This window comes from Chitinophaga sp. H8, assembly GCF_040567655.1.
Taxonomy (GTDB): domain Bacteria; phylum Bacteroidota; class Bacteroidia; order Chitinophagales; family Chitinophagaceae; genus Chitinophaga; species Chitinophaga defluvii.
Genome location: NZ_JBEXAC010000001.1, coordinates 629,443 through 652,449, shown reverse-complemented (window position 1 = coordinate 652,449; position 23,007 = coordinate 629,443). Strand labels below are relative to the sequence as shown.

At 42.2% G+C, this 23,007-nt stretch carries 25 protein-coding genes; 8 read left to right on the top strand and 17 right to left on the bottom strand.

The genetic code is table 11. The features are described from left to right. Nucleotides 1-10: 10 nt before the first annotated feature. Entirely contained in the window at nt 11-424 is a 414-nt protein-coding gene (locus ABR189_RS02500; RefSeq protein ID WP_354658863.1) for a BrxA/BrxB family bacilliredoxin, read from the bottom strand. Nucleotides 425-658: 234 nt separating this feature from the next. Between ABR189_RS02500 and ABR189_RS02495 the strand changes: the two genes are divergently transcribed. After that, nucleotides 659-1,114, top strand: coding sequence for an Hsp20/alpha crystallin family protein (locus ABR189_RS02495; RefSeq protein WP_354658862.1), 456 nt, complete (start codon nt 659-661; stop codon nt 1,112-1,114). Between the two features lie 292 nt (nt 1,115-1,406). Next, nucleotides 1,407-1,535: a hypothetical protein gene (locus ABR189_RS02490; RefSeq protein ID WP_354658861.1), complete on the top strand. Its 129-nt coding sequence runs from the start codon at nt 1,407-1,409 to the stop codon at nt 1,533-1,535. A gap of 125 nt (nt 1,536-1,660) precedes the next feature. On the opposite strand, the gene ABR189_RS02485 is transcribed toward ABR189_RS02490, so the two are convergent. Together ABR189_RS02485 and ABR189_RS02480 are read right to left on the bottom strand one after the other, a co-directional pair. Further along, nucleotides 1,661-3,061: a type III PLP-dependent enzyme domain-containing protein gene (locus tag ABR189_RS02485; protein ID WP_354658860.1), complete on the bottom strand. Its 1,401-nt coding sequence runs from the start codon at nt 3,059-3,061 to the stop codon at nt 1,661-1,663. Between the two features lie 263 nt (nt 3,062-3,324). Beyond that, nucleotides 3,325-3,969, bottom strand: coding sequence for a WbqC family protein (locus tag ABR189_RS02480; RefSeq protein WP_354658859.1), 645 nt, complete (start codon nt 3,967-3,969; stop codon nt 3,325-3,327). A gap of 417 nt (nt 3,970-4,386) precedes the next feature. Between ABR189_RS02480 and ABR189_RS02475 the strand changes: the two genes are divergently transcribed. After that, a complete protein-coding gene (locus tag ABR189_RS02475) occupies nt 4,387-4,842 on the top strand; it encodes an LEA/WHy family protein (protein WP_354658858.1) in 456 nt (151 codons plus the stop codon). Nucleotides 4,843-4,927: 85 nt separating this feature from the next. Here the strand turns inward: ABR189_RS02475 and ABR189_RS02470 are convergent, their stop codons facing one another. The 4 genes from ABR189_RS02470 to pyrE all read right to left on the bottom strand — a co-directional run bounded on the left by ABR189_RS02470 (nt 4,928) and on the right by pyrE (nt 6,657). Then, nucleotides 4,928-5,191 (bottom strand): hypothetical protein, encoded by a 264-nt coding sequence (locus ABR189_RS02470; RefSeq protein ID WP_354658857.1) that lies wholly within the window; start codon nt 5,189-5,191, stop codon nt 4,928-4,930. A gap of 106 nt (nt 5,192-5,297) precedes the next feature. Further along, entirely contained in the window at nt 5,298-5,462 is a 165-nt protein-coding gene (locus tag ABR189_RS02465; RefSeq protein WP_354658856.1) for a hypothetical protein, read from the bottom strand. 139 nt (nt 5,463-5,601) lie between these two features. Next, a complete protein-coding gene (locus tag ABR189_RS02460; RefSeq protein ID WP_354658855.1) occupies nt 5,602-5,973 on the bottom strand; it encodes a heavy-metal-associated domain-containing protein in 372 nt (123 codons plus the stop codon). Between the two features lie 48 nt (nt 5,974-6,021). Further along, nucleotides 6,022-6,657, bottom strand: a complete 636-nt coding sequence (pyrE, locus tag ABR189_RS02455; RefSeq protein ID WP_354658854.1) for an orotate phosphoribosyltransferase — start codon at nt 6,655-6,657, stop codon at nt 6,022-6,024. A 95-nt stretch (nt 6,658-6,752) separates the two neighbouring features. Here pyrE and ABR189_RS02450 point away from each other — a divergent pair, with 95 nt between their 5' ends. After that, nucleotides 6,753-7,379 carry an NUDIX hydrolase gene (locus tag ABR189_RS02450; protein WP_354658853.1) on the top strand — a complete coding sequence of 209 codons (627 nt, stop codon included), beginning with the start codon at nt 6,753-6,755 and terminating at the stop codon, nt 7,377-7,379. A gap of 3 nt (nt 7,380-7,382) precedes the next feature. Here the strand turns inward: ABR189_RS02450 and ABR189_RS02445 are convergent, their stop codons facing one another. The 4 genes from ABR189_RS02445 to ABR189_RS02430 all read right to left on the bottom strand — a co-directional run bounded on the left by ABR189_RS02445 (nt 7,383) and on the right by ABR189_RS02430 (nt 9,816). Beyond that, nucleotides 7,383-7,814 carry a hotdog fold thioesterase gene (locus ABR189_RS02445; RefSeq protein WP_354658852.1) on the bottom strand — a complete coding sequence of 144 codons (432 nt, stop codon included), beginning with the start codon at nt 7,812-7,814 and terminating at the stop codon, nt 7,383-7,385. Between the two features lie 51 nt (nt 7,815-7,865). Beyond that, on the bottom strand, nt 7,866-8,342 hold the full coding sequence (coaD, locus tag ABR189_RS02440) for a pantetheine-phosphate adenylyltransferase (RefSeq protein WP_354658851.1): 477 nt from the start codon (nt 8,340-8,342) through the stop codon (nt 7,866-7,868). Between the two features lie 62 nt (nt 8,343-8,404). Then, nucleotides 8,405-8,956 carry an RsmD family RNA methyltransferase gene (locus ABR189_RS02435; RefSeq protein WP_354658850.1) on the bottom strand — a complete coding sequence of 184 codons (552 nt, stop codon included), beginning with the start codon at nt 8,954-8,956 and terminating at the stop codon, nt 8,405-8,407. Beyond that, complete coding sequence (locus tag ABR189_RS02430) at nt 8,947-9,816, bottom strand: DUF3822 family protein (protein ID WP_354658849.1); 870 nt, start codon at nt 9,814-9,816, stop codon at nt 8,947-8,949. Before ABR189_RS02430 ends, ABR189_RS02435 begins: the two co-directional genes overlap by 10 nt. A 134-nt stretch (nt 9,817-9,950) precedes the next feature. Here ABR189_RS02430 and ABR189_RS02425 point away from each other — a divergent pair, with 134 nt between their 5' ends. Further along, entirely contained in the window at nt 9,951-11,282 is a 1,332-nt protein-coding gene (locus ABR189_RS02425) for an MATE family efflux transporter (protein ID WP_354658848.1), read from the top strand. Here ABR189_RS02425 and ABR189_RS02420 read toward each other — a convergent pair whose 3' ends face one another. From ABR189_RS02420 to ABR189_RS02400, 5 genes are all read right to left on the bottom strand, one after another. Then, nucleotides 11,283-12,038: a tetratricopeptide repeat protein gene (locus ABR189_RS02420; protein WP_354658847.1), complete on the bottom strand. Its 756-nt coding sequence runs from the start codon at nt 12,036-12,038 to the stop codon at nt 11,283-11,285. 139 nt (nt 12,039-12,177) lie between these two features. Continuing rightward, on the bottom strand, nt 12,178-12,528 hold the full coding sequence (gene folB, locus ABR189_RS02415) for a dihydroneopterin aldolase (protein ID WP_354658846.1): 351 nt from the start codon (nt 12,526-12,528) through the stop codon (nt 12,178-12,180). A gap of 132 nt (nt 12,529-12,660) precedes the next feature. After that, nucleotides 12,661-13,611, bottom strand: a complete 951-nt coding sequence (gene trxB / locus ABR189_RS02410) for a thioredoxin-disulfide reductase (protein ID WP_354658845.1) — start codon at nt 13,609-13,611, stop codon at nt 12,661-12,663. 17 nt (nt 13,612-13,628) lie between these two features. Further along, complete coding sequence (locus tag ABR189_RS02405) at nt 13,629-14,510, bottom strand: DUF4249 domain-containing protein (protein WP_354658844.1); 882 nt, start codon at nt 14,508-14,510, stop codon at nt 13,629-13,631. A 133-nt stretch (nt 14,511-14,643) separates the two neighbouring features. Continuing rightward, nucleotides 14,644-15,501, bottom strand: a complete 858-nt coding sequence (locus ABR189_RS02400) for a sigma-70 family RNA polymerase sigma factor (protein ID WP_012793808.1) — start codon at nt 15,499-15,501, stop codon at nt 14,644-14,646. 312 nt (nt 15,502-15,813) lie between these two features. Between ABR189_RS02400 and ABR189_RS02395 the strand changes: the two genes are divergently transcribed. From ABR189_RS02395 to ABR189_RS02385, 3 genes are all read left to right on the top strand, one after another. After that, entirely contained in the window at nt 15,814-16,830 is a 1,017-nt protein-coding gene (locus tag ABR189_RS02395) for a threonine aldolase family protein (protein WP_354658843.1), read from the top strand. 88 nt (nt 16,831-16,918) lie between these two features. Next, nucleotides 16,919-19,567 (top strand): valine--tRNA ligase, encoded by a 2,649-nt coding sequence (locus ABR189_RS02390; RefSeq protein WP_354658842.1) that lies wholly within the window; start codon nt 16,919-16,921, stop codon nt 19,565-19,567. A gap of 57 nt (nt 19,568-19,624) precedes the next feature. Beyond that, nucleotides 19,625-20,110 (top strand): hypothetical protein, encoded by a 486-nt coding sequence (locus tag ABR189_RS02385; protein ID WP_354658841.1) that lies wholly within the window; start codon nt 19,625-19,627, stop codon nt 20,108-20,110. 8 nt (nt 20,111-20,118) lie between these two features. On the opposite strand, the gene ABR189_RS02380 is transcribed toward ABR189_RS02385, so the two are convergent. Then, nucleotides 20,119-22,977, bottom strand: a complete 2,859-nt coding sequence (locus tag ABR189_RS02380) for a TolB family protein (RefSeq protein WP_354658840.1) — start codon at nt 22,975-22,977, stop codon at nt 20,119-20,121. Nucleotides 22,978-23,007: the final 30 nt, after the last annotated feature.

The following is a 23,007-nucleotide window of genomic DNA, read 5'->3' as shown; positions in this document are numbered from 1 at the left end:
TAATTTGTCGTTAACAATATTGCTCAAATGCATCTACCAGGTTGGCTGCAATCATTTGTGCAGGTCGTCCTTCAATCATATGACGCTCAATAATGTGCACCAGCTGTCCATCTTTAAATAAGGCAATAGCTGGAGAAGAAGGAGGATAAGGCAATAAATGCGTACGGATTTGCTTCACTGCGTCACTATCAAAACCAGCAAAACTGGTTGTCAATCTATCTGGTTTCTTCTCGCTGTTGGCTACTGCCATCAATACTCCAGGACGTGCAGTACCTGCAGAACAACCACATACGGAATTAATGAACACCAGGGTAGTGCCCTCTTTTTTAAGTGTTTCTTCTACTTTCTCAGTTGTTAACAACTCTTCAAAACCTTTATCAGTTAACTCAGCCTTCATTGGCATTACTAATTCTGCTGGATACATATTATTATAGTTTTTTCAGTTTTAATTTGAATACAAAGTTACTTATATCAGAGCACAAATTAAAAAATACAGTGTACATAGTGACCTTTTGACATCAACCAAACACAAAACACGACACAATGTCATTATTAATATATCTTTTCCTAACAAAATTTCAGCTTTATGGCATTGGTATCCCATTTGATCTGTTATCCATGTTCTTAAAAAACATGTTTAAACTAAAAAATATAAAGTATGACACTGGTAAAATTGAATCACAGCCCGCTTCCTAAAACTTTTGGTGGAATTATGGAAGACATTTTTAACAATGCCGGATTGAATAAATTATGGAAAGATGATTTTGCTACTGCAGACTTCTTTGGTGCACACCCACCGGTTAATGTTCATGAAACGAAGGAAGCCTACCTTTTAGATGTAATGGCACCTGGCTTCTCAAAAGAAGACTTTAAGATCAGTGTGGAAGACAAAACACTTACGATCAGCGCTGAAAAGAAAACTGAAACAAAGGATGAAAATGAAAAGCAGATTCGCAAAGAATTCAGCTTCCGTTCTTTCAAACGTGCTTTCACCTTGCATGAAAGCGTAGATGCATCAAAGATTAATGCTAAATACGACAATGGTGTACTGAAAGTAAATCTTCCTAAAAAAGAAAATAAACAAGACGCACCGAAAGCAATTACAGTAGAATAACAAGATTTTTCATGAGGGATTTAAGAAGAGGGCCTTTTCAGGCCCTTTTTTCATGCTCCTTACCTACACGTAAGTGTGAGGCCGGTTACATCCTTACCTCAATATTGCCATGGTACAGCTTACAAAAGGGATTATATGCTCACAACTTACAACAGACACTTATATTAAATACATATAGATTTATAATAAAGCTTATGTATCATTTCAGGTAGGAATATTAGCTGCATTATGCTCCCTGAGGCAGGTCATAATATGATAACAAAAATTACAACTTTCAGGTACTGTATTTTTTATGGCACTACTATATATTCGTGCCCTCAAAGTTCATGAATACTACTATTGTCCTTATACGTTGAATATCTCCATCTTAACCTATGTCATGAAGGGGGCTTTCAGTAAACTGGAAGCCTTTCCTGATTAAACAGCAACATCTTATATAAATAATTGGAGTCCGGCTACAGAAGATACTTATAGGAGTACTGCTTCTAAAAAAGCAAACCCCTCGAAAAATCGAGGGGTTTTCAGGTGGATTACTAACCCATTTTTTTAATAACCCAAAATCTTCAACATACTTTGAGCGCTTTGCTCCTTTGCGTATAACCAATCTTTTAGTTGCCCGTTCTTGTCATAACCTACTATCACATGTTTCGGAGATGGAATAAGGCAGTGCTTAATTCCACCATATCCGCTCAACTGATCTTGATAGGCTCCGGTATGGAAAAACCCAATATATAAGGGCTCTCCATTTGAGCTATGTTTTGGCAGGAACACCGCATTTATATGCTCTTCAGATGTATAAAAATCATATCCATCGCAGGTAAGCCCACCCAGGTGTACCTCCTGGTACTCCTGATCCCACTTATTGATAGGTAGCATCAAAAATTTCTCTCCAATTCCCCAGGTGTCTGGCAAAGTAGTTATAAAAGAGCTATCAATCATATACCAGGATTCACGGTCATTCTGCATCTTCTCACCTATCACACTATAAATAACCGCTCCGCTTTCTCCTACTGTAAAGGAACCAAATTCTGTGTAAATATCAGGTACCGGAACCTTATTTTTTTTACACATACTCTTAATATTGGCTACGATCTCATTAATAATGTAACTATAATCGTAATCAAACCCCAGAGAGTGCTTGATAGGAAATCCACCACCAACATTAATACTATCCAGTTCAGGACATATTTTCTTAAGCTGACAGTACAGGTTAATTACCCTGTTAAATTGGCTCCAGTAGTAAATATCGTCCTTAATCCCTTTATTCATAAAGAAGTGTAGCATTTTCAGCTCAAACTTCTCATTTCCTTTGATCTTATCCACATAATACTCCAAAATGTCTCTTGGAGGTATACCCAGACGAGAGGTATAAAAATCAAAACTCGGTTCTTCTTCTGCAGCCACTCGGATGCCCAGCTTCACCTTATCCTTGATTCTGATAAATTTTTTATAATCGTCCAGCTCTTCCTTGTTATCCAGTACAGGAATTACATTTTTAAAACCACTGTTGACAAGACGCGCTATTGCTCTTGTATAAGCTTTGGTTTTAAAACCATTACAAATAACTGAAGTCTCTTTATTGATCTTCTTCCGCTCATACAGCTTATTAACAATGTCAATATCGTATGCGAAAGAAGTCTCAATATGCACACCGTGTTTCAATGTTTCCTCCATAATAAAGGAGAAATGCGAACTCTTCGTGCAATAACAATAATAATAACTTCCGTCGTACCTGTTCTTCTTAAAAGCGTCATGGAACATCTTTTTGGCCTTATTTACCTGCATACCTATTTTAGGCAAATAAGTAAGCTTAAAAGGTGTTCCGTACTTGTCTATCAATGCCTTTATATCCAAACCATTAAATTCCAGGTAGTTATCTTTTACTTCAAAGCCCTCCTGGGGGAATTCAAATGTTTGTTTAACGAGGTCTGTGTAGGTGTTATTCATTTAAAACTGCGAATGAATTTCAGGATTAGTAATAAAATTTATACTACAGGATAAATGCTCCTTTTCCCCTCGCTGGAAAACTACTGGTTTACACACCTACGTCAGTTCGAAACCCAGCAAAATTGGTTGCAAAGCTATATATTTTGTTCTATTGCTAAAGTAATTTTTTTTTCCGCAAATGCAATTAACCGGCAAAGTAAATTAAACAATTATTCAACTAATTATATATCAATATGTTAAAACAATTTACCGAACATTTAAATTTACTTTTTAATCACTTCCAGTGCATGCTTCCCTTCACAAAAAAGCAGATCCAGGATACTCAGGTCAGACAAAAACCCAACTCTTTCCTGAAACACTTGAGTATAAGGACCTTGCAGGTCATGGCTGGGGGGCACAAGATTTGTAGGCCGGATATGCTCACGTGCGTCAGTTATATCCGGAACAGTATCATATTTCATAATAAAACTCTCTGTGGTTGTAATATCATAGGAAATCCCTAACGTTTGGTTAGCCCATTCAAAGCAAGCCATATTCCAATCCAACAAAAAACTATAAGGCTTTTCATACAACTTTTGCAAATCATCCTCATAATACTCAAACCAGGGAGACCGCCGGTAAGCAGAAATAATTGTCTTCCAATGCAGCCCCTGCCAATTTTCTTCATTGCTTATCCTAACGTCCTTCATCACGGTTCGCTGATTTTTTCCTTTCGTTAATGGCACACTCAGCAACATTCTCCCATTTGGTCCGGCGATGTATGTACGGTTACGATAACTAAGCTTTTGGTAGTGCTCATATATCTCGATCTGTAATACATTGTGTTTAATTAAAGTCTTGTAGTAAGAGATTGGTGGAAAATATTGAGATTCAATTAATAAAGTTCCTGATTTTTCATCAACTGACATATCGTCAAAATTTAAAAATGGTCATTGAAAATAGCATGATTTCGTTCTGCTGTTTTGTTAATGCAAATTACTTAACAATTAATATTAAGTAATTGAAAAACAATTTATAGAAAGATAAAAAATATGCTATTATTTTTAGTAAAGTGACATTTAAAGTAAAATTTCAAATAATAGCAAAATTACTAAACTTATTAGTATCTTTTGCATTCATTTTTAAGGAGTTATGCTGCAAAAGTACAATATTAAATAGTAGTAATGTGATGTATTTTGCTAAATTAAAAAAAGAGGTATTAATGATGCTTTTTCTAAAAGCCCCCTCCCCCTGCCGTTAAATGTTTCCTAATTCCTACCTGTGCTTTTGTTAAGTAAAGGGTTTCTTGTAGGTTTACGTAAAATTTAAAATCACTGGTGGCTATCATGAGAAATATCCGTTTGTTAGTTTTGGTACTTATTACCTGGGGGACGATGAGCGCCTGTGAAAAAATGAAGGATCTGGAATTTGTAAACGTAGCAGGATTTAGCTTTGATGAAATGGGGTTCTCAAAAAGTATCGTGCGGATGACCCTGGCATATTACAATCCTAATAATTTTAATCTTAAACTGAAGGATGCCAATTTTGACCTTTTCTTTGATGATACACAAGTTGGGCATTCTATTCAGGACACCCTCATTTATATACCCGCGAAAGACACTTTTTACTTTCCTGTAAAACTGGAGGTAAATATGGAAAATGTGCTTAAAAATGCCTGGAGCGCTTTAGCTAATAAAGAGGTGACCATTAAAGCTACCGGCAATTGTAAAGTAGGCAAAGGAGGGGTTTTCCTCCCTTTCCCTATCAAATGTGAAACCAAACAGGCCCTGAAGTTCTTTTAAACTCTCTTATTTTCAATCAGTTATACAAACAACGAAAGCATCTTATGTACCCCATAAAATGTTTCCAATTTCCTTTTCAGCTGTATTACTCACCAATATTTAACTGGTCGTCTATAGCCTTCCAGATGGCTTTGGCAATTTCAATGCCTTCCGTAGTCTGGATCCGCTCGTCCATTTTCATTTGTCCGTCCTCATCAAATTCGAGATTATCAGGGATAAAATCCTCCAGTTCCTCCTCATTAGCGTTATTAATGACCCGGTAGGTAGTCATGTCTTTAGACCGGTCAATATCTATGGACAACTTGTAAGGCTTGCTGTTCAGGTATACGGTAATAATTCGCTTTTCCATAATAAATGCTGTCGCAATAGATATGCCAATTAAAATCCCGGTGGCCTCTGTTTAACAATTTTCTTGCTCAACTATCTGGCCTACCGGGATCGTTTCCACCCCAAACTCAGAAATTATACATAATACCGAAATTAACCCGCTGTGCACCTTTACCCTTTGAAATTCCATCTGCATAGTCCAGTATTTTCTTCCCCCATAAATACTCCGCCCCAACTGTCAGACCAGGTAGAACATCAACCATCAGATTAGCTCCTGCGTAGAAGTTTTGCATAGTATTCCAGCTGGTTGTCATCAATGTAGCTGTTCTTTAAAGATCCTTTTTAACAAATGGCGTTCCTTACAGGCATAAAAAAAGCCACACTTTCGTGTGGCTTCAATACTTCTGCAGTTTTACCTGCTTTTATAGCGATTTATTGCTTTTTTTCCATTCCGCCGCCATCTTCAGGCTTTTTACAACATAATGGCAGCTTTTCATAAGATTCTGTATTGGCAGTTACATTATCTGCATCATATCCCACATTGGCAATAGCTGCCTTTACATTTTCTATATTGGTACGGTCACTATAAAATTTCACCGTTGTAATGTGCTTTTTATAATCCACTTTGGTGGATTGTACACCTTCCTCCTTTTGCATAAACCGCTCTATCCGGTTTTTGCAGGATTCACATTGTACCGTAGGTGTGCTTATTTTAGCCGTAACAAGGGTCCCCTTTTTGCTCTGAGCCATTGTAACACCAATGCTACCCAGCATCATCAGCAATACTAACTTAACAATACGCATAGTTTATAATTTAACAACCCGAATATACAAAAAATAAATAATAGTTGGCTATTTCCCCCATTGATCAGGCGCACTTCTCCATGCCTGAAGGGCAGCTTCTTCCCCTGCAGTAACCATGCCTTTTTCTACAGCCAGGGCTATCATAGCACTATAATTACTCAAAGAATAAAACGGTACGCCTGCTGCTGCAAAAGCTTTTACTGCCACATCAAAACCGTAATTGAATATAGACACCAGGCCTATCACTTCTCCTCCTGCTGCACGGATAGCCTGTACCGCTTCCAGACTGCTTTTCCCTGTTGATATCAGGTCCTCTATTACAACCACCGGCTGGCCTGGTTGAAGTACCCCTTCAATCTGGTTGCCCATTCCATGCTCTTTCGGCTTGGAACGAACATAAATAAAAGGCAGTTTCAGCTGATCGGCTACCAGGGCACCATGCGGTATGCCTGCAGTAGCAACTCCCGCTATTATAGCAGCTTCAGGAAACGTTTCATATACCATATTGCTCAGTTCCGATTTAATATAGTCGCGTACATAAGGAAAAGACAATACTTTACGGTTGTCGCAATAAATAGGCGATTTCCAACCGGAGGCCCATGTAAAAGGCTCAGCAGGACTTAATTTTACGGCCTGCACCTGCAGCAATCTTTCTGCAACTTGTTTTTCACTGACTGTATTCATACGGACGCAAAAGTAATATTCATTTATCATTCGTCCGCATCCATTTATCATTTATCATGGATCATTAAATATCTGTAATTCGTAATTTCGCCTTCATGCAAGAAAATATAGTTATTTATCTCAACGAAAGACCACTTATCCTTTGTGCTACTCCGCAGGTAATACCAGCAGCGTACGAAGATGCAGATATGTTTACCTCCCCTGATCCTGTAACGATCAGGGAAACGCTTCAAAAACTGGAAGAGGACCAGTTACCTGCTGCTGTATTTATACAAGCAGATGTAGCACGCCTCTTTAAACTGGTAGAGAAAAATTTCACCACGCTGGTGGCAGCAGGGGGGCTGATTACTAACCAGGAGGGTGATATCCTGCTAATGTTCCGCCGGGGTAAATGGGATTTACCTAAAGGCAAACAGGATGATGGGGAAAGCCTGGAAACCTGTGCTGTACGTGAGGTGTCAGAAGAAACAGGACTACATCATATCACGCTTGAGCATAAGATCATTGAAACATTTCACTACTATCCCATGAAAGGGAAAAAAGTATTGAAGCATACCTATTGGTATAAAATGGCTTTTACCGGCACAGAACTCACCGTACCTCAGATTGAAGAAGATATCATGGATATTCAATGGATAAAACCGGAGAATATCGCTAAATACCTGAAATTCTCTTACCAGAATATCATAGACGTATTTAAACAGGAAGGGTATAACGTATAAACCTTATCGCTTCGCCAGTATAGCCATTGTTAAGCGGCTTACACATACCAGTTTATGGTCATCATCTGTAATGCGGATATCCCATACATGTGAAGTAGCACCAATATGCAATGGCTTGGCGATAGCATGCACATAACCATTTCTTACACCCCGTACATGGTTGGCATTAATTTCCATTCCTACACAAATTTGCTTCTCCTGATCAATGATCAGGGCGGAAGCGATGCTACCAACTGTTTCTGCCAGGGCAGCAGAAGCACCTCCATGTAATAGTCCGTAGGGCTGCCTGGTCCGGTGGTCTACCGGCATCATCATGCGGATATAGTCCGGTCCGATTTCTGTAAATTCCATTCCAAGGTATTCGCCCATTGTACCTTTGCCTATTTCATTCAACTGGTCCAATGATATATCCAGAGAATGCCAGATTGTTTTCATAAGGGTAAATTATTGTTGAATAACCAAAATATCCTGTTTAATCCGTTGGGATTATTGCTGTTCCTTTAATGTACGTAAAACTGCTGCTGGTAAAAACTGTGTTACATCTCCTCCATTACGGTAAATATCCCTTACCAATGTGGAAGCAATCGAAGAATATTGAGGGGTACAAGCCAAAAAGATAGTCTCAATTGTTCTATCCATCATCCTGTTGGCATCCGCTATCGTTTTTTCATACTCAAAATCATTCACATAACGTATTCCCCTCAGGATAAAACGGGCCCCGATCTTCTTACAATAATTAACTGTCAACCCTTCATAAGACGCTGCTTTTATCTTGGGCTGATCTTTATAAATTTCCTGGATCCATGCTATTCTTTGCTCCACCGCAAACATAGGTACCTTACTGTTATTAATACCAATCCCGATAACCAGTTCATCAAACAGATCCAGTGCCCGGTCAATGATATCAGTATGCCCTAAAGTAATAGGATCAAATGTGCCTGGGAATAAACAAATACGAGACATAATTCAGCGTTTAGCGTACATTTTTGGTATACCGTAACTCTGGCAACTACTGTTACCCATAGCTATTTCTTCAATGCTTCCCGGTTAATAAACAGGGAAAATATAGTGGTACCGTATTTCTTTTCTGTTCGGTAATAGGGATATTCTTTGTAATTATTGCGGGGAGTATGTTCTAATACAAACCATCCTTCCGGATTCAGTAACTCCCGCTCAAAGACGATTAAGGGTAGTTGATCAATAGTTTCCAGGGCATAGGGAGGTCCTGCAAAAATAAAATTAAATTTTTCTGTACACTGCTGCAAATACTTAAATACATCCATGCGGAACAATTTCAGCCCTATTCCCATAGCCTCCGCAGTTTTTGATATATAATTAGCCATAGCCGGGTCTTTCTCCACAATGGTAAGATCTGTTGCTCCCCTGGATGCCAGTTCATAACTGATACTTCCTGTTCCCCCAAAAATATCCAGGGTTTTCAGCGTGGCAATGTCCAGATTGTTTTCAATAACATTAAACAATCCTGTTTTTGCAATATCTGTTGTGGGCCTGGTGTGCGGCATATTTGCAGGCGGCTGAAAGCGTCGTCCTCCATATTCTCCTCCGATTACACGCATAACGCTAAAGCATATAAATTGTGAAAATAATATCCTGGTATTTCCTGCATCTGGGTAATATATTTAAACCCGGACAAACGTTGTGTCCATTCAAGCCGCGGGATAAACTTGAACACTTCCTGATACACCTGGGAATCCGTTGCCAGAGCACCGGACAATTTTACTTTTATCTTTTGCTCATCTACTCCAAGCTGGCGTAAGGTATTCACCAGATGATATACTATATCCAGCCCTTCCTGGTATTCGTGTTGCTGTTGTATCAATAAATTACCTGAAGTATAGACAGTAAGTGTAAACCGGTTACGCTGCACTTCCACAAAAGCTACGCCGTCTCCACTTTGATAATCCAGGTCCATCGGGTAAGATTGCAGCAAGGCAGTATGTGCATGGATAATACGGTCTGTTGAAAACTCTTTCCGTAAAAAACCCAGCAGGTCCTTATCTACAGCAAATACATTCACAATGGATAATGCCGGCATTGTATCTGCCAGCACCGCCTCCTGCAACTTCTCCTGATGTACTGCATGCAGATAATCCTTCTTTAACCGGGGTACGTAATGCGTTTCCGGAATCAGTGAACATTCCGGTGTATCAAATGCCAGCAATACTGACTTAAAAGCAGTCAGTAACAACTTATCTACATCAAAAACCTGCTCTATCATTTCCAGATCAGCAACTGCCATTTTCTGAGGCTGGTAGCTGTATGATTTCAATGCCAGGAATTTTTGTATAGCAGGATCAAATACCGCATAGCTAAAAGTGCCCTTCCCTATCAAAACCAATAAATGACAGGTGGTCAGGTCCGTTTCCAGCAATGTTGCATCATCTACCGCATACGATGGATGAATGTTATAAGCCACGGGCATATTTTACATTTCTAATGAGCCACAATAATAACCAATTTTCGTAAAATGTTGCCAGCCCTGCCGTCTGACAAATCCCATACGTCATTTATTCCTTGTAAAACCATCCCAAATAATGAACTTAGCGCCCCATGATACTGGAAGTAACAAACAGGCAGATTATAAAAATAGCGGCCCCCATATGCCTGGCATTGGTACTGCCGCAAATTAACCATATGACCAATATGGCCTTTCTCGGCCGGTTGGGCGAACTGGAGCTGGCAGCAAATGGTATTGCGGGGATCTACTACCTGGTGATGTATATGATTGCCTACGGACTTAACAACGGGCTGGAAGTATTGATTGCACGCCGCGCCGGGCAGCAGAACCACATGGGTATAGGGCAGTTGTTTTCAAACGGCCTCTCGCTGGGTATTATGTTTGCCCTGGCGGGTATTCTTATCACTCTTTCCCTGGCGCCATACTTTTTTTCCAAAAGCCTGCATGATCATACCATTTACGAGGCGGCAACCGCGTTCATCCGTATACGTATATGGGGACTGTTACCATTAATGCTCCTGGGGATGGCTAATGCTTTTTACATCGGTACCGGCCACTCTAAAGTGTTGGCAGTTACGGCTATATGTCAGGAATTCATGAACATCTTCTTTGATTATACCCTGATATTTGGTAAATGGGGATTTCCCGCCATGGGTCTGAATGGTGCGGCATATGCTTCTGTTATTGCTGAAACGACCGGACTGATCGTAGCCTATAGCATTATTTATACCAGGGGATACAGTAAACGATTCCAGCTCTTCGCTTTCCTGAAACCCAACTGGCAGATCTCCAGGAGTATCCTGGCGGTTTCCACCCCGCTGATTGTCCAGTTTTTGTTCAGCATAGGCAGCTGGTTTGTATTCTTTATATTTATTGAACACCTGGGGCAACGGCCACTGGCCATTTCCAATATGCTGCGCAGTGTGTTTGGTTTCTTTGGGATTTTTACCTGGGCATTAGCGGCTACCTGCAATACCATGGTCAGCAATGTAATAGGTCAGGGTAAGTCAGAACAGGTTTTCAGGGTCATCCGCAAAACAGTTACCTTCAATATCATCTGCGCTGCAGTAGTATGTATATTAATCAACCTGTTCCCGGATGTATTATTACATATTTATACCAATGATGCGGAATTGATCCGGGAAGCCATTCCTTCTATCCGTATTATTACCCTCAGTACACTGCTGATGGCTATTGCTGCGGTGGTATTCAATGGCGTTACCGGTACCGGAGATACCCGCGTCAATCTGCTGATAGAGTTTATGGCGGTAATAGGATACCTGATATATTGTGATATAGTGATCGAACGCTGGCATAGCCCGCTTCATCTGGCCTGGGGGGCTGACTTTATTTATTGGACTATCATACTGGCCTTGTGTATCTGGTATCTGCGAAGCGGGAAATGGAAAGGGAAAAATATCTGATCACTCCAGCTCTTCCAGCATCTTCTTACAATCTGCCTTAATTGCAGCGTCATCCTGGTATATATTGCGAAGCGTAAGGGCTTTCTTCAGTACTTCTATTGTTTTTTCCTGCTGCTCATCCTGCTTATATGCCTTTGCCAGGTCATAATAGTTTAATAAAAAAGAAGGTTCCAGTTTACGACACTTTTCATAATTATTGATCGCTTCCTGCAGCGACCCTTCCGGTACACCACCAAACAGTACTTTAGCTGCTCCCTTTTCAAAAGCGCTAAGATTAGCCACCTCATAATTCCATTTACCTAATACATGATAAGCTTTCGCAAAACCAGGATTAAACTTCAATGCCAGCTGCGCATATTTTTGCACTTCCTTGGAAGCAGCTACCTTGTCCTTGGCACCAGAGATAAGTGCTATACGCCCCATCGCCACTGACATGGCATAATTAGCCTCCGCACTGTTTGCATCCAGTGCAAGTGCTGATGCAGCATAGGTTTTGGCAGTATTAAAATATTTTGATTTTTCCTCCTTATTTTTCTGACGGTTGCCTTCCCGGGAACATAATTCACTGGCTCCGGTAAGTGCCTGCAGCTGATCCGGCTGGATCTTTAAAACCTCCCTGTATTTTTCCAATGCCTCCACTTCCTTCATCTGCTTTTCCAGTTGCCTTGCCTGCTCCACCATCTCCTCTACACTTTGTGCGTGTATATCACCAATAAAAAACACTGATAAGGCTAATACGAATATCCGTTTTAACATAGGAAAGGAGTTCAGCTTGAATGAATCATTAATTACAATTATAAAAATACGAAATATAATCAGTTCCCGAAGGATTTCAGGAGTAAAAAATAACCAGATTAGAAAATTCTAATACCTGTAACCTAACTATTAGCAACTACTAATATTGTTTTTCCAGGGTTACCATGGAGTTCCGGATACTGGCGCCCATAGGTGGGTTCATTTTGCGGAGTGTTACCGTACTTTGCTGTACAGCAGGATACGTTTGTTTTATTTCCCGGCTTATATCAAACACTACTTCTTCCAGTAAAGCCCGGGGAGTTTTCATTAAGGCAGCAGCAATTTCATAAAGCCCTTGATAATTAACTGTTTCTGAAAGATCATCGATAGGGGTAGTAGCAGGAATACGGACATAGATGTCCACTATAAAATCGTTACCGATAATAGTTTCCTCCGGGAAAAAACCATGATATGCATGAAAATGCACTTGCTCCAAAGCAATAGTCAGCATATATGCTTAATTATCAATTAAAAAGTAGCTGCAATATACAAAAGCATAAAGCTGAAAGCCTGTTAAAAACGAAAAAGATCGTTTCCCTGATACTTCCAGCTCTATGCGCTTATCTTATGTTTTCAGCTAATATTAAGCGTGTTCCTTAGCAGATAAATATCTTTCTGCATCCAGTGCAGCCATACACCCGCTTCCGGCGGCAGTTACTGCCTGACGGTATATTTTATCCTGTACATCCCCACAGGCAAATACACCTTCTACAGAGGTACGGGAAGTTCCTGGTACCGTTTTAATATAATCCTGTTCATCCAGTTCCAGCTGTCCTTTAAAAATGCCGGAGTTAGGCTGATGACCGATAGCCACAAAAAATGCACTTACCGGTACTACAGTTTCGGCTTGTGTTTTATTGTTCAGCAATTTTACGCCCTCTACTTTGCCATCTCCCAATACTTCCAGTGTTTCACTATTCCAGTATACGATAATATTGGACGTTTTTAATACACGGTCCTGCATTACCTTGGACGCACGCATTTCACCCCTACGCACAATCATATGTACGGTAGTACACATTTTCGACAGGTATAAGGCCTCTTCAGCTGCAGTATCTCCTGCTCCCACGATCGCCACCTCTTTTCCACGGAAAAAGAACCCGTCGCAAACAGCACACGCAGATACCCCGCTACCATTCAGGCGTTGCTCTGATGGTAAGCCTAACCACTTGGCAGAAGCGCCGGTGGCAATGATCAGTGCATCCGCTGTAATTACCTTTTCTTCGTCAATAGTTACTTTATAAGGCTGACTGCTTAAATCTACGGCTGATGCCATACCGTAACGGATATCCGCACCCATCCGGCTGGCTTGTTTTTCAAAATCTACCATCATTTCCGGTCCCTGGATGCCCTCCGGATAACCTGGATAATTTTCTACCTCAGTAGTAATAGTTAATTGTCCGCCAGGCTGTATCCCCTGATATAAAACAGGCTTCAGATTAGCCCTGGATGCATAAATAGCTGCAGTATAACCGGCCGGACCTGAACCGATAATCAGTAAATGTACATGCTCCTGCTGTTGATTGTTCTCCATACTTGTTACTATATAAATTATTTTGGTATAATAATCGTTTTATGCTGCACCGTGTATCCCCCCCAGTATCCTAAAGCACCACTTACATTACTTAATATTTGTGTAGGTGAGGAAAACGGGTTGCCGGTACTGCTGAATGCAAAATCAAGTGTACGCCAGAAATCATAAGTCGCTTTATCGATATTACAAAACTTCAGTGTAACGGTATCGCCCCTCTCAAAATAACCGGAAGCTTCAAAATCAATCTTTTTATTCCTGTCCACACCAGCGTCTACTCCCATGTCAAAAGTAGTGCCGTTCGTTAATTCGTCATTTATCACAGAATTAAGTCCGGGGTAATAAGGCTCCCTGTTACGCTTAGTGAAATACCTGGCATAATTCCCTAAATCCGGCGGATCTATGATCCGCACTATTAAGCGGGCTTTCGTGCTGTCCTCTTTTGACCGCGCTTTCTGCCAAAACATATCGTCCAGCAATAACGTGATGGGAGGAATTGTGGTGACTGCCTCATATGACTTATTGTCAGCAACTATCTTTAAAGTATAGGTCATATTCACCTCTCCCCGGAAAGCATTCCCCAACTGCATACTGTCTGCCGAATAAAAGAACAAAGGAGTACCACCACCTGCATTGCCGGCATATTCTTTCAGCGTAATGGTTTTGCTGCCATTAGATACCGTTACCACTGCACCATGCACAAAAGAATTCAGTAGTTGTGCCGGATCTATCCTGGAAAAATAATCCAGGCTGCGGGTAAGTACTACCTGTGGGTACCGGCCACTTTCTATTTTACCTTCCACCACCAGCTTATCCACCTGCTGATGCAGGTTTACGCTGATATCCTTTTCGCACGAAGCGAATAAGACACCGGTAAGGAAGAAAAGAGTGACGATACGCATAATATCCTGCAAAAATAAGGGCTGGACACATAACAAAAACACCGGCCATGTATTTACAAGACCGGTGTTTTTATAGAATAAATAGATTAGATCCAGCATCTGGAAATATTCCCATCGTTGTTCAGTCAAATCATTATCCCAGGTAGGACTTCAATGCTCCACTATAACGGGCTTTTTGCAGCCGCTTGATAGCACGTTCTTTGATTTGTCTAATCCTTTCTTTAGTCAGATCATATTTCTGACCAATTTGTTCGATTGTTGCTCCGTTCTCACCATCCAGACCAAAATAGGCGTTTACGATTTCAGCTTCGCGCGGACTCAGGGATTTCAGTACCCTGCGGATCTCTTCACGAAGAGAATCTCTCATGACATCATCATCGGTAATGTCACCACCTTCCAGTAAATCGCCCATGGCTACATCTTCCGCTTCGTGCACAGGGGCATCCAGCGACATATGACGGGTATTGCTTTGGAAAATGTTGTTGATTTCCGATTCGGACATTTCCAGGATCTCGGCCAGTTCCTCTGTAGAAGGTTCCCGCTCATTCTCCTGTTCAAATGCCATGTAAGCTTTATTAGCTTTATTGTATGTGCCAATTTTATTCTGTGGCAGGCGAACTAAACGACCTTGTTCTGCCAAAGCCTGGAGAATCGATTGACGTATCCACCACACAGCATAAGAAATAAATTTGAAACCTTTGGTTTCATCGAAACGTTGCGCTGCTTTAATCAAGCCCAAATTGCCCTCATTAATAAGGTCGCTGAGGCTAAGCCCCTGATGCTGATATTGCTTCGCCACAGAAACAACGAACCGTAGGTTTCCTGTAGTCAATCTTTCAAGAGCCTTTTGATCGCCCATTTTTATACGCTGCGCCAAAACGGTCTCTTCCTCAGGTGTTAACAAAGGGATCTTCGAGATTTCCTGCAGGTACTTTTCTACCGCCTGCGAATCACGGTTGGTGATCTGGGTGGCAATTTTAAGTTGCCTCATATGAAAAATTGTATTGGTTTACTAATAAATAACATAACAAGAATTATTTTGTTTGAATTTGGGAAAATATTTATCTTACAAAATTTCTCGTCCACAAATTAGCGTGCAAAGATCGTGCTAATACATCACTCTTCCAAATACATGTTAATAATACCTGCTCTATAACAAAGTACTCTATATAAACGAATTCTAATAGTGCTTTAGTCCTTCTTTTTCACGCTTTAATTAAATTTTAACAATTGATAAGTAATCATTATTAAATTAGCATCTTCACTAATTTATCCTAAAATACATTGCAAATTTTTCAACAAAATGATTGACTTCAGAAGCGACACTTTTACACGCCCCACCCCTGGCATGTTACAGGCGATGCTCCAGGCTCAGGTAGGCGATGATGTTTTTGGTGAAGACCCCGATGTAAATAAACTGGAAGCCATGATGGCAGCTTTTTTTGGCAAAGCGGCAGCCCTGTACTGCCCTTCCGGCACAATGAGCAACCAGATCGCAATTAAAGTCCATACCCAACCGGGTGATGAAGTGATTTGCAGCCACCTCGCACACGTATACATATATGAAGGAGGGGGCATCGCTTTTAATGCGGGCGCCCAGGTAAGGGCCCTCGAAGGAGACCGCGGCATGATTACAGCCCCTGCCGTGGCGGCAGCCATTAACCCGGATGATGTACATAAAGCCCGTACCAGCCTCGTTTGCCTCGAAAACACCTCCAACCGGGGCGGTGGGTGCTGCTACAACTGGGAGGAAATTGTCAGCATCCGCGAAGTATGCCAGCAACACCGCCTGCCACTGCACCTTGACGGCGCCCGCCTGTTTAATGCCCTCGTAGCTACCGGACAAGACCCAAAAGACTTTGGTCAGGCGTTCGATAGTATCTCCGTATGCCTCAATAAAGGAATGGGATGCCCCATGGGTTCCGTACTGCTAGGAAGCGAAAACTTTATCAAAGCTGCGCGCAGAATCCGTAAAAAACTGGGAGGCGGCCTCCGGCAAGCCGGATACATGGCGGCTACCGGCATCTATGCCATGGAAAACCATATCCAAAGGCTGACAGAAGATCATTTACATGCCAAACAAATCGCCCAGACCCTCCTCGAAAAACCCTTTATTGGTCATATGCTCCCCGTGGAAACCAATATCCTCATCTTTGAAGTAAAAGGCGACTGGACACCACAATTCTTTGCTGATTTCCTCAAAAAGGAAGACATCCTGGTGATGCCCATCTCTCCTACCCAGGTGAGAATGGTGACCCACCTCGATATCACACCGGATATGGTGGAAAAAACCTGCCAGATTATCAGCGAAATGCAATAGAATTTCCTCCCACCGCAAAGTTCCTCCAGGTTAGATTTCCTTCTATGGCTAATCTCCTTTATTTTTGCAACCTTACATTATGAACAGCATGGAACTTTCGAAAAATTATCTGCCTGCTGCGGCGGAAGAAAAATGGTACCAGCATTGGATGGACAAAGGATATTTCAGTAGTAAGCCCGATCACCGGCAGCCTTTTACTATTGTTATCCCTCCGCCTAATGTAACGGGGGTACTGCATATGGGACATACCCTGAACGAAACCGTACAGGATATATTGGTCCGCCGGGCACGTATGAGTGGTTTTAATGCTTGCTGGGTGCCTGGGTCTGATCACGCTTCCATTGCTACTGAAGCCAAAGTGGTAGACATGCTCAAAAAGGAAAAAGGGATTGATAAATCCCAGCTTACCCGCGAAGACTTCCTTAAACATGCCTACGAATGGAAAGATAAATATGGTGGTATCATTTACCACCAGGTAAAAAAGCTCGGCTGTTCCTGCGACTGGGACCGGGTAACTTTTACCATGGACGACCATTATTATGAGGCTGTTATCAAGGTTTTTACGGATCTCTACGCTAAAGGACTGATATACCGTGGTGCCCGTATGATCAACTGGGATCCCAAAGCCAAAACGGCACTCAGTGATGAAGAAGTAGAATACAAAGACCTCCAGGGAAAACTTTACCACGTAAAATATGCTGTTGTAGATAAAAATGATACGCCTACAGGCGAATTCATTACCATCGCTACACAGCGCCCGGAAACAATCATGGGGGATACTGCCATCTGCGTTAATCCGGAAGATGAAAGGTATGCTCACCTGGCCAACCATTTTGCCATCGTACCGCTGGTAAACAGAAAAGTACCGGTTATTTTTGATACATATGTAGATAAAGAATTTGGTACGGGTGCGCTGAAAGTAACACCGGCACACGATATCAATGACTATAACCTGGGGCTGAAACATAACCTGGAAGTAGTAGATACGCTCAACGATGATGGTACTCTCAGCGCGGCGGCAGAGGTTTTTGTAGGAGAAGACCGCTTCGTGGCACGCAAAAAAGTAGTAGCAGCCTTACAGGAACTGGGACTGCTGGAAAAAGAACAGGAATATACCACCCGGCTTGGCTACAGTCAGCGTAACCCGGATACCGTGATAGAACCACGTATCTCTACCCAATGGTTTGTAAAAATGGCAGAGCTGGCAAAACCAGCACTGGATGCGGTAGTAAGTGGAGATGTACAGATCCATCCCGGCGACCGCTTCCTGGCTACCTATAAATACTGGATGGAAAATGTTAAGGACTGGTGTATTTCCCGCCAATTGTGGTGGGGACAACGGATTCCTGCCTATTACGCGCCGGATGGTACTTTCGAAGTAGCTACCTCTGCAGCCCTGGCACTTGCACAGTTTAAAGCAAACACACCGGATTGTACCTGGCAGCTTTCAGATCTGAAACAGGATGAGGATTGCCTGGATACCTGGTTCTCTTCCTGGCTGTGGCCAATGGAAGTATTTAAAGGTATTTCCAATCCGGATAATGAGGATATTAATTACTACTACCCTACCTCCGTACTGGTAACGGGGCAGGATATCATTTTCTTCTGGGTGGCCCGTATGATCATGGCCGGTATGGAATACAAACACGAAAAACCTTTCAGTGATGTATACTTTACCGGTATGGTGCGCGATAAGCAAGGCCGGAAAATGAGTAAATCCCTTGGCAACTCGCCAGACCTCCTCGAACTGATTGATCGCTTTGGCGCGGATGCAGTGCGTTTTGGTATTATGATCTCCTCTCCTGCTGGCAACGACCTCCTGTTTGATGATGCCAGCTGTGATCAGGGACGCAGCTTTGCCAATAAAATATGGAATGCGCTTAAACTGGTAAAAATGTGGGAAGGCAGACAGGCAGATCAGACTGCTGCTACAGACAACTTTGCCATCCAATGGTTTGAAAGCAGGCTGAATGAAGTGGAAATACAACTGGCTGAACTGTTCAGGGACTTCCGCCTGAGTGAAGGACTGAAAACCATTTACAGCCTGATCTGGGACGACTTCTGCAGCTGGTACCTGGAATGGGTAAAACCTGGTTTTGAACAACCGGTTGACAAAGCTGTTTACCAGCAAACAGTGGCTTTCTTCGAAAGATTAATGCAATTGCTACACCCTTATATGCCTTTCGTTACAGAAGAAATATACCAGCAGCTGCAACCCCGTACTGCCGGTGATGACCTGATTGTAAAACAATACGCTCCATCCGGCACACCGCATCATACTACTCTCGTGGAAGGTGCGCTGGCCAAGGAAGTAATTACCAGCATCAGGGATGCCCGCAATAAACACCAGATCAAACCTAAAGATCCGATTGTTCTGCATATCGAAACCAAACACGAAAATGCGTTTAAACAAATAGAAAGCATGCTGGCCAAACAGGTGAATGCTTCAGCTATCGCCTATACGCAGGTGCCTGTACCCGGTTGTATCAACCTGGTGGTCCAAAAAGATAAGTTCTACCTGGAAACAGCGACCGTATTGGATACAGCAGCTCAAAAGGCAGAATTGCTAAAGGACCTGGAATACCAGCAGGGCTTTTTACTTTCTGTAGAAAAAAAGCTGGGCAATGAACGTTTTGTACAAAATGCCAAACCAGAAGTAGTAGAAGCAGAACGCCGGAAAAAGGCAGATGCGGAAGCCAAAATAAATATGATTACGGAAAGTCTGAAATCATTATAATTTTTACAATCGCCCGGCGTTACTATACCGGGCGATTGTTTTATCCCTGTTTTATTTATGCGAAAACTCCTTTTACTTCATATATTGCTTATTACGGGTGCCTGTTTGCCAATATATGCCCAAACAGGTAAAGGAAAGACTACCGGCAAATCAACAGCTCCTGCTCAAAAAAAGCCATCTCCCAAACTCCGCGCTACATGGGGTATCTTCTTAAGTGATACACTCCCCAGACCAGAAGTACTTAAACTCCTGGATTCCACCATTGTGGTCAGGGACCAAAACAATAAAAAGTATCCGGTAATTGCATTTCAATTTACCTATGAACAAAACGAACCTTACCTGAATGACACTACCGGAAAACCAGGGGTGTACAAGGAATTTAACGGCGATAACTTTAAATCCAATAAGTTACCACTCATCTGGAGCAATGAGCTTAAAAAAACACTGCAAAAAGGAGATGTTATTTACTTCGATAGTATTATTGTCGAATATGCAGAAAAGGACTACTACCTGGCCCCTAAACTAAAGTTTGAAGTACGGTAAGCCTGCTGCTAATAGCTGAATAGTTGCTGTAGCGGTATAATAAAATCAACCCTGTTTTGCGTATTGTCGGAAGGATCTTTATCCAGCAAATGGCTGAAGCGCATCCCGAAAGTAAACGGAATAGTATTCCCGATTTTCGTATCAAAGAACAGCTCTCCCCCTGTTGATGCATAACGTGTACTTGCTTTAGACCTGAAATCATAAGCCATACTATAATCATAGAACAGGTTTCCCCTTACACGCATAAAATATAATAACTGCGCAAAGCCCCAGTCAGGATACGCAATCGGGAAATGATAATTGGCGCCTACTTTATAAATATGTTCGTAAAAAGGAGTGTTATAGCCACGTGCATAAGAAAAATTATCACTGAATAAATAACGTTGCAACGTATCCTTTTGCTGCCAGGCTCCCTGCAGTACAAGGCTATGATTAGTATGTAACCCTGGCAGATATAGGTCCATCCGGCCATAGTACTGCGTAGCAGGAGCCGCACTGATCGACTTGGTATATTTAAACTGAAGTGTTTGCCCGAAATGAGAAAACAGATGCTGACGGGCTTTGATACGCTGATTATTAAATACTATACTACTACTGATATATTGTATCCCCTCATCCTTGAATTTAAAATTGCTTTGCGGATAAGTAATGGCATAATAATATTTGCTGCTGATGGATAAACTCCGCCCGTATAAGCCGGATGATAATTGCAACGGTATGGTAAAGCCTGCATTCCAGTTCAGCTCATTCCAGTACACACGCCCTTTGTTGGTCAACCCCGAACGGTTAAATGTATATTCTGTACCGGCACTCAGGTAGGGAAACCAGGCGCCATAAAGAAAGTTAGCACTCAGCGCTGAACTTCCTTCATTACGGTTATAGGTATAACCAATGTTGGTAGCAGCGGTATTCAGGATGTTATCTGCATATACCGTAAAACTATACTCCGGATCATTCAAGGTAGGTACCCAGCTGTGAAAGTTAAACAGACGGTATGCTTTGGGATATTTTTTAACGGCATAAGTATGTGCCGGTATTTTACCAAGGATGTCCCCGCCCTCCTTAAAATCAGGTCTTAACCATTTGCTATGCTGGTTTTCTCCGATAACAATACCTCTCCATGCATCCTTGTTTAAAGCAGTACTACGCAAGGTATAACCATCTGCACTAAACTCACTGAACAACAAACGGTTGATTGCCGGGTCAACCGCCACATGCAGGGCACTATTGCCCCGGCTGGTTACCTGGTACAACTGCTTATCGGATAAGGTAAATGCATACACGTCATTTACATCCTTAATGGCAGCTGTAAAATAAAGGGTATCCTTGCTGACAACGGGTGCGCCATAAGCAGTCTGGCTGAACGGAATTAATACAGTGCTTTCACCGGTAGTGATGGATTGCTGCACCAGCGCCATCTGGCCTTGCTGATTACGGACAGCACTGATCACATACTGATCATCCGCCGTAAACCTCGGATAAGTATAATACCAGTTGTCCGGATTAGGCAATATCTTTTGGAGATGCCCTGTTTGGGCATCTATTACATGAAGACGGTATTCCAGAGAGGGGGATGTAACCGTGGCTACCAGCTGTTGTCCGTTGTGCGCAATGTCTGGTGAAAAATACCGGTTACGGGGGGTGATCTTACGGGTATGCCCGGTACTCAGATCATACATCTTAATAACAGTATAATCCTTCCAGGTCCATCGGGCATCATAACGTGCTTCCGCCCAGACCACCTTCCCGTTTTTATAGCTGAAAAAGTTGTCAAAATTGATCCCCGGACGTACCAGCAATGTCTCTTTACCGGTACTATCCAGCAGGTAAATACCTGGAATGCGGCGGTAGCTGTTCTTTAATACGATCCAGTTATTATTACCGGCAGGATAAACATAATTGTAATTGGTAACCGTTTTCACGGGTGCACCTACCGGCACGGCTGCAGTAGTATCTTTACGGCTGGCATACGCTTTCCATATTGGCGCATACTCTGACAACATAGCCCGGTAAAAACCGGTTACATTCTTGCCCGTCCGTTTTTTCAGGCTGTGTGAAAAAGGATAAAACAGGCCCCTGAAACGTACGGCATCTGTCGTTACTTCTTTCCAGAAAGTTTGTCCGTAATGCTCCCGGCCATAAGTGGCCATCAGGTACCCCAACGGATAATGGTTAGGTATATAGTCAACATAGGAGCCATTACGGATCTTCATATAGGTATACCGTTTGTCCGACAACGTTAATCCTCTGAAACCATCAAAAAATGCAGGAAGCCTCCCCCGGCCTTCTGCGCTTAACGCAGTTTCCATCACCACGGCATCCCCTTCCCAGAACCAGTTGGGGACGGCAATATTTGTAATAGCTGCCTGCCCCAGTTCTCCTCCCAGATAATAAAATACTTTGGAAATACCCTGCCGGAAATTCATATTCTGCAAAGCATGCCGGTATTCATGCAGGGACAACTGATCTACCCAGTTAAGCCCGCCAAGATCAAAAGAAGAAGGTGGCGGTGTAAGATAAAATTCAGACCTGAAAGGTCCCAGTTGTACATAACCGTTAGACTCTAATGTCTGGTTCTGCAGCACGATACTCATCTTCTGCTGCCGGTTACCGATCGAAGAACGGGTATAGTGGTTCAGGTACTGTACAATATTGGCCACACGCTGGCCTTCCTTTACCATTCCCCTGGGAAATATTATCCTGACCGTATCTGTATTGATCTGGTCCCATTTCAGGGAAGAAGGATTGCCCCCAAACTGCTGCGCTGATAAAGCCAGCGGCGCCACTAAAAGTATAAAGAGAAATAACTTGCAACAGGTAACAGGTAGTTTACAGCAGGCAGGGGGAAGTTTGCAGTGGTTAAGCATGCTTTAAAGAAAACTTAATGATGTTGTAAT

Coding starts and splice junctions, on each gene's coding strand:
- ABR189_RS02475 (WP_354658858.1), top strand. CDS start 4,387: ATGAGAAATATCCGTTTGTTAGTTTTGGTACTTATTACCTGGGGGACG.
- ABR189_RS02470 (WP_354658857.1), bottom strand. CDS start 5,191: ATGGAAAAGCGAATTATTACCGTATACCTGAACAGCAAGCCTTACAAG.
- ABR189_RS02480 (WP_354658859.1), bottom strand. CDS start 3,969: ATGTCAGTTGATGAAAAATCAGGAACTTTATTAATTGAATCTCAATAT.
- ABR189_RS02460 (WP_354658855.1), bottom strand. CDS start 5,973: ATGCGTATTGTTAAGTTAGTATTGCTGATGATGCTGGGTAGCATTGGT.
- ABR189_RS02435 (WP_354658850.1), bottom strand. CDS start 8,956: ATGCGTGTAATCGGAGGAGAATATGGAGGACGACGCTTTCAGCCGCCT.
- pyrE (WP_354658854.1), bottom strand. CDS start 6,657: ATGAATACAGTCAGTGAAAAACAAGTTGCAGAAAGATTGCTGCAGGTG.
- ABR189_RS02380 (WP_354658840.1), bottom strand. CDS start 22,977: ATGCTTAACCACTGCAAACTTCCCCCTGCCTGCTGTAAACTACCTGTT.
- ABR189_RS02405 (WP_354658844.1), bottom strand. CDS start 14,510: ATGCGTATCGTCACTCTTTTCTTCCTTACCGGTGTCTTATTCGCTTCG.
- coaD (WP_354658851.1), bottom strand. CDS start 8,342: ATGTCTCGTATTTGTTTATTCCCAGGCACATTTGATCCTATTACTTTA.
- ABR189_RS02500 (WP_354658863.1), bottom strand. CDS start 424: ATGTATCCAGCAGAATTAGTAATGCCAATGAAGGCTGAGTTAACTGAT.
- ABR189_RS02490 (WP_354658861.1), top strand. CDS start 1,407: ATGGCACTACTATATATTCGTGCCCTCAAAGTTCATGAATACTACTAT.
- ABR189_RS02445 (WP_354658852.1), bottom strand. CDS start 7,814: ATGAAAACAATCTGGCATTCTCTGGATATATCATTGGACCAGTTGAAT.
- ABR189_RS02495 (WP_354658862.1), top strand. CDS start 659: ATGACACTGGTAAAATTGAATCACAGCCCGCTTCCTAAAACTTTTGGT.
- ABR189_RS02485 (WP_354658860.1), bottom strand. CDS start 3,061: ATGAATAACACCTACACAGACCTCGTTAAACAAACATTTGAATTCCCC.
- ABR189_RS02390 (WP_354658842.1), top strand. CDS start 16,919: ATGGAACTTTCGAAAAATTATCTGCCTGCTGCGGCGGAAGAAAAATGG.
- folB (WP_354658846.1), bottom strand. CDS start 12,528: ATGCTGACTATTGCTTTGGAGCAAGTGCATTTTCATGCATATCATGGT.
- ABR189_RS02420 (WP_354658847.1), bottom strand. CDS start 12,038: ATGTTAAAACGGATATTCGTATTAGCCTTATCAGTGTTTTTTATTGGT.
- trxB (WP_354658845.1), bottom strand. CDS start 13,611: ATGGAGAACAATCAACAGCAGGAGCATGTACATTTACTGATTATCGGT.
- ABR189_RS02400 (WP_012793808.1), bottom strand. CDS start 15,501: ATGAGGCAACTTAAAATTGCCACCCAGATCACCAACCGTGATTCGCAG.
- ABR189_RS02450 (WP_354658853.1), top strand. CDS start 6,753: ATGCAAGAAAATATAGTTATTTATCTCAACGAAAGACCACTTATCCTT.
- ABR189_RS02425 (WP_354658848.1), top strand. CDS start 9,951: ATGATACTGGAAGTAACAAACAGGCAGATTATAAAAATAGCGGCCCCC.
- ABR189_RS02385 (WP_354658841.1), top strand. CDS start 19,625: ATGCGAAAACTCCTTTTACTTCATATATTGCTTATTACGGGTGCCTGT.
- ABR189_RS02465 (WP_354658856.1), bottom strand. CDS start 5,462: ATGCAAAACTTCTACGCAGGAGCTAATCTGATGGTTGATGTTCTACCT.
- ABR189_RS02395 (WP_354658843.1), top strand. CDS start 15,814: ATGATTGACTTCAGAAGCGACACTTTTACACGCCCCACCCCTGGCATG.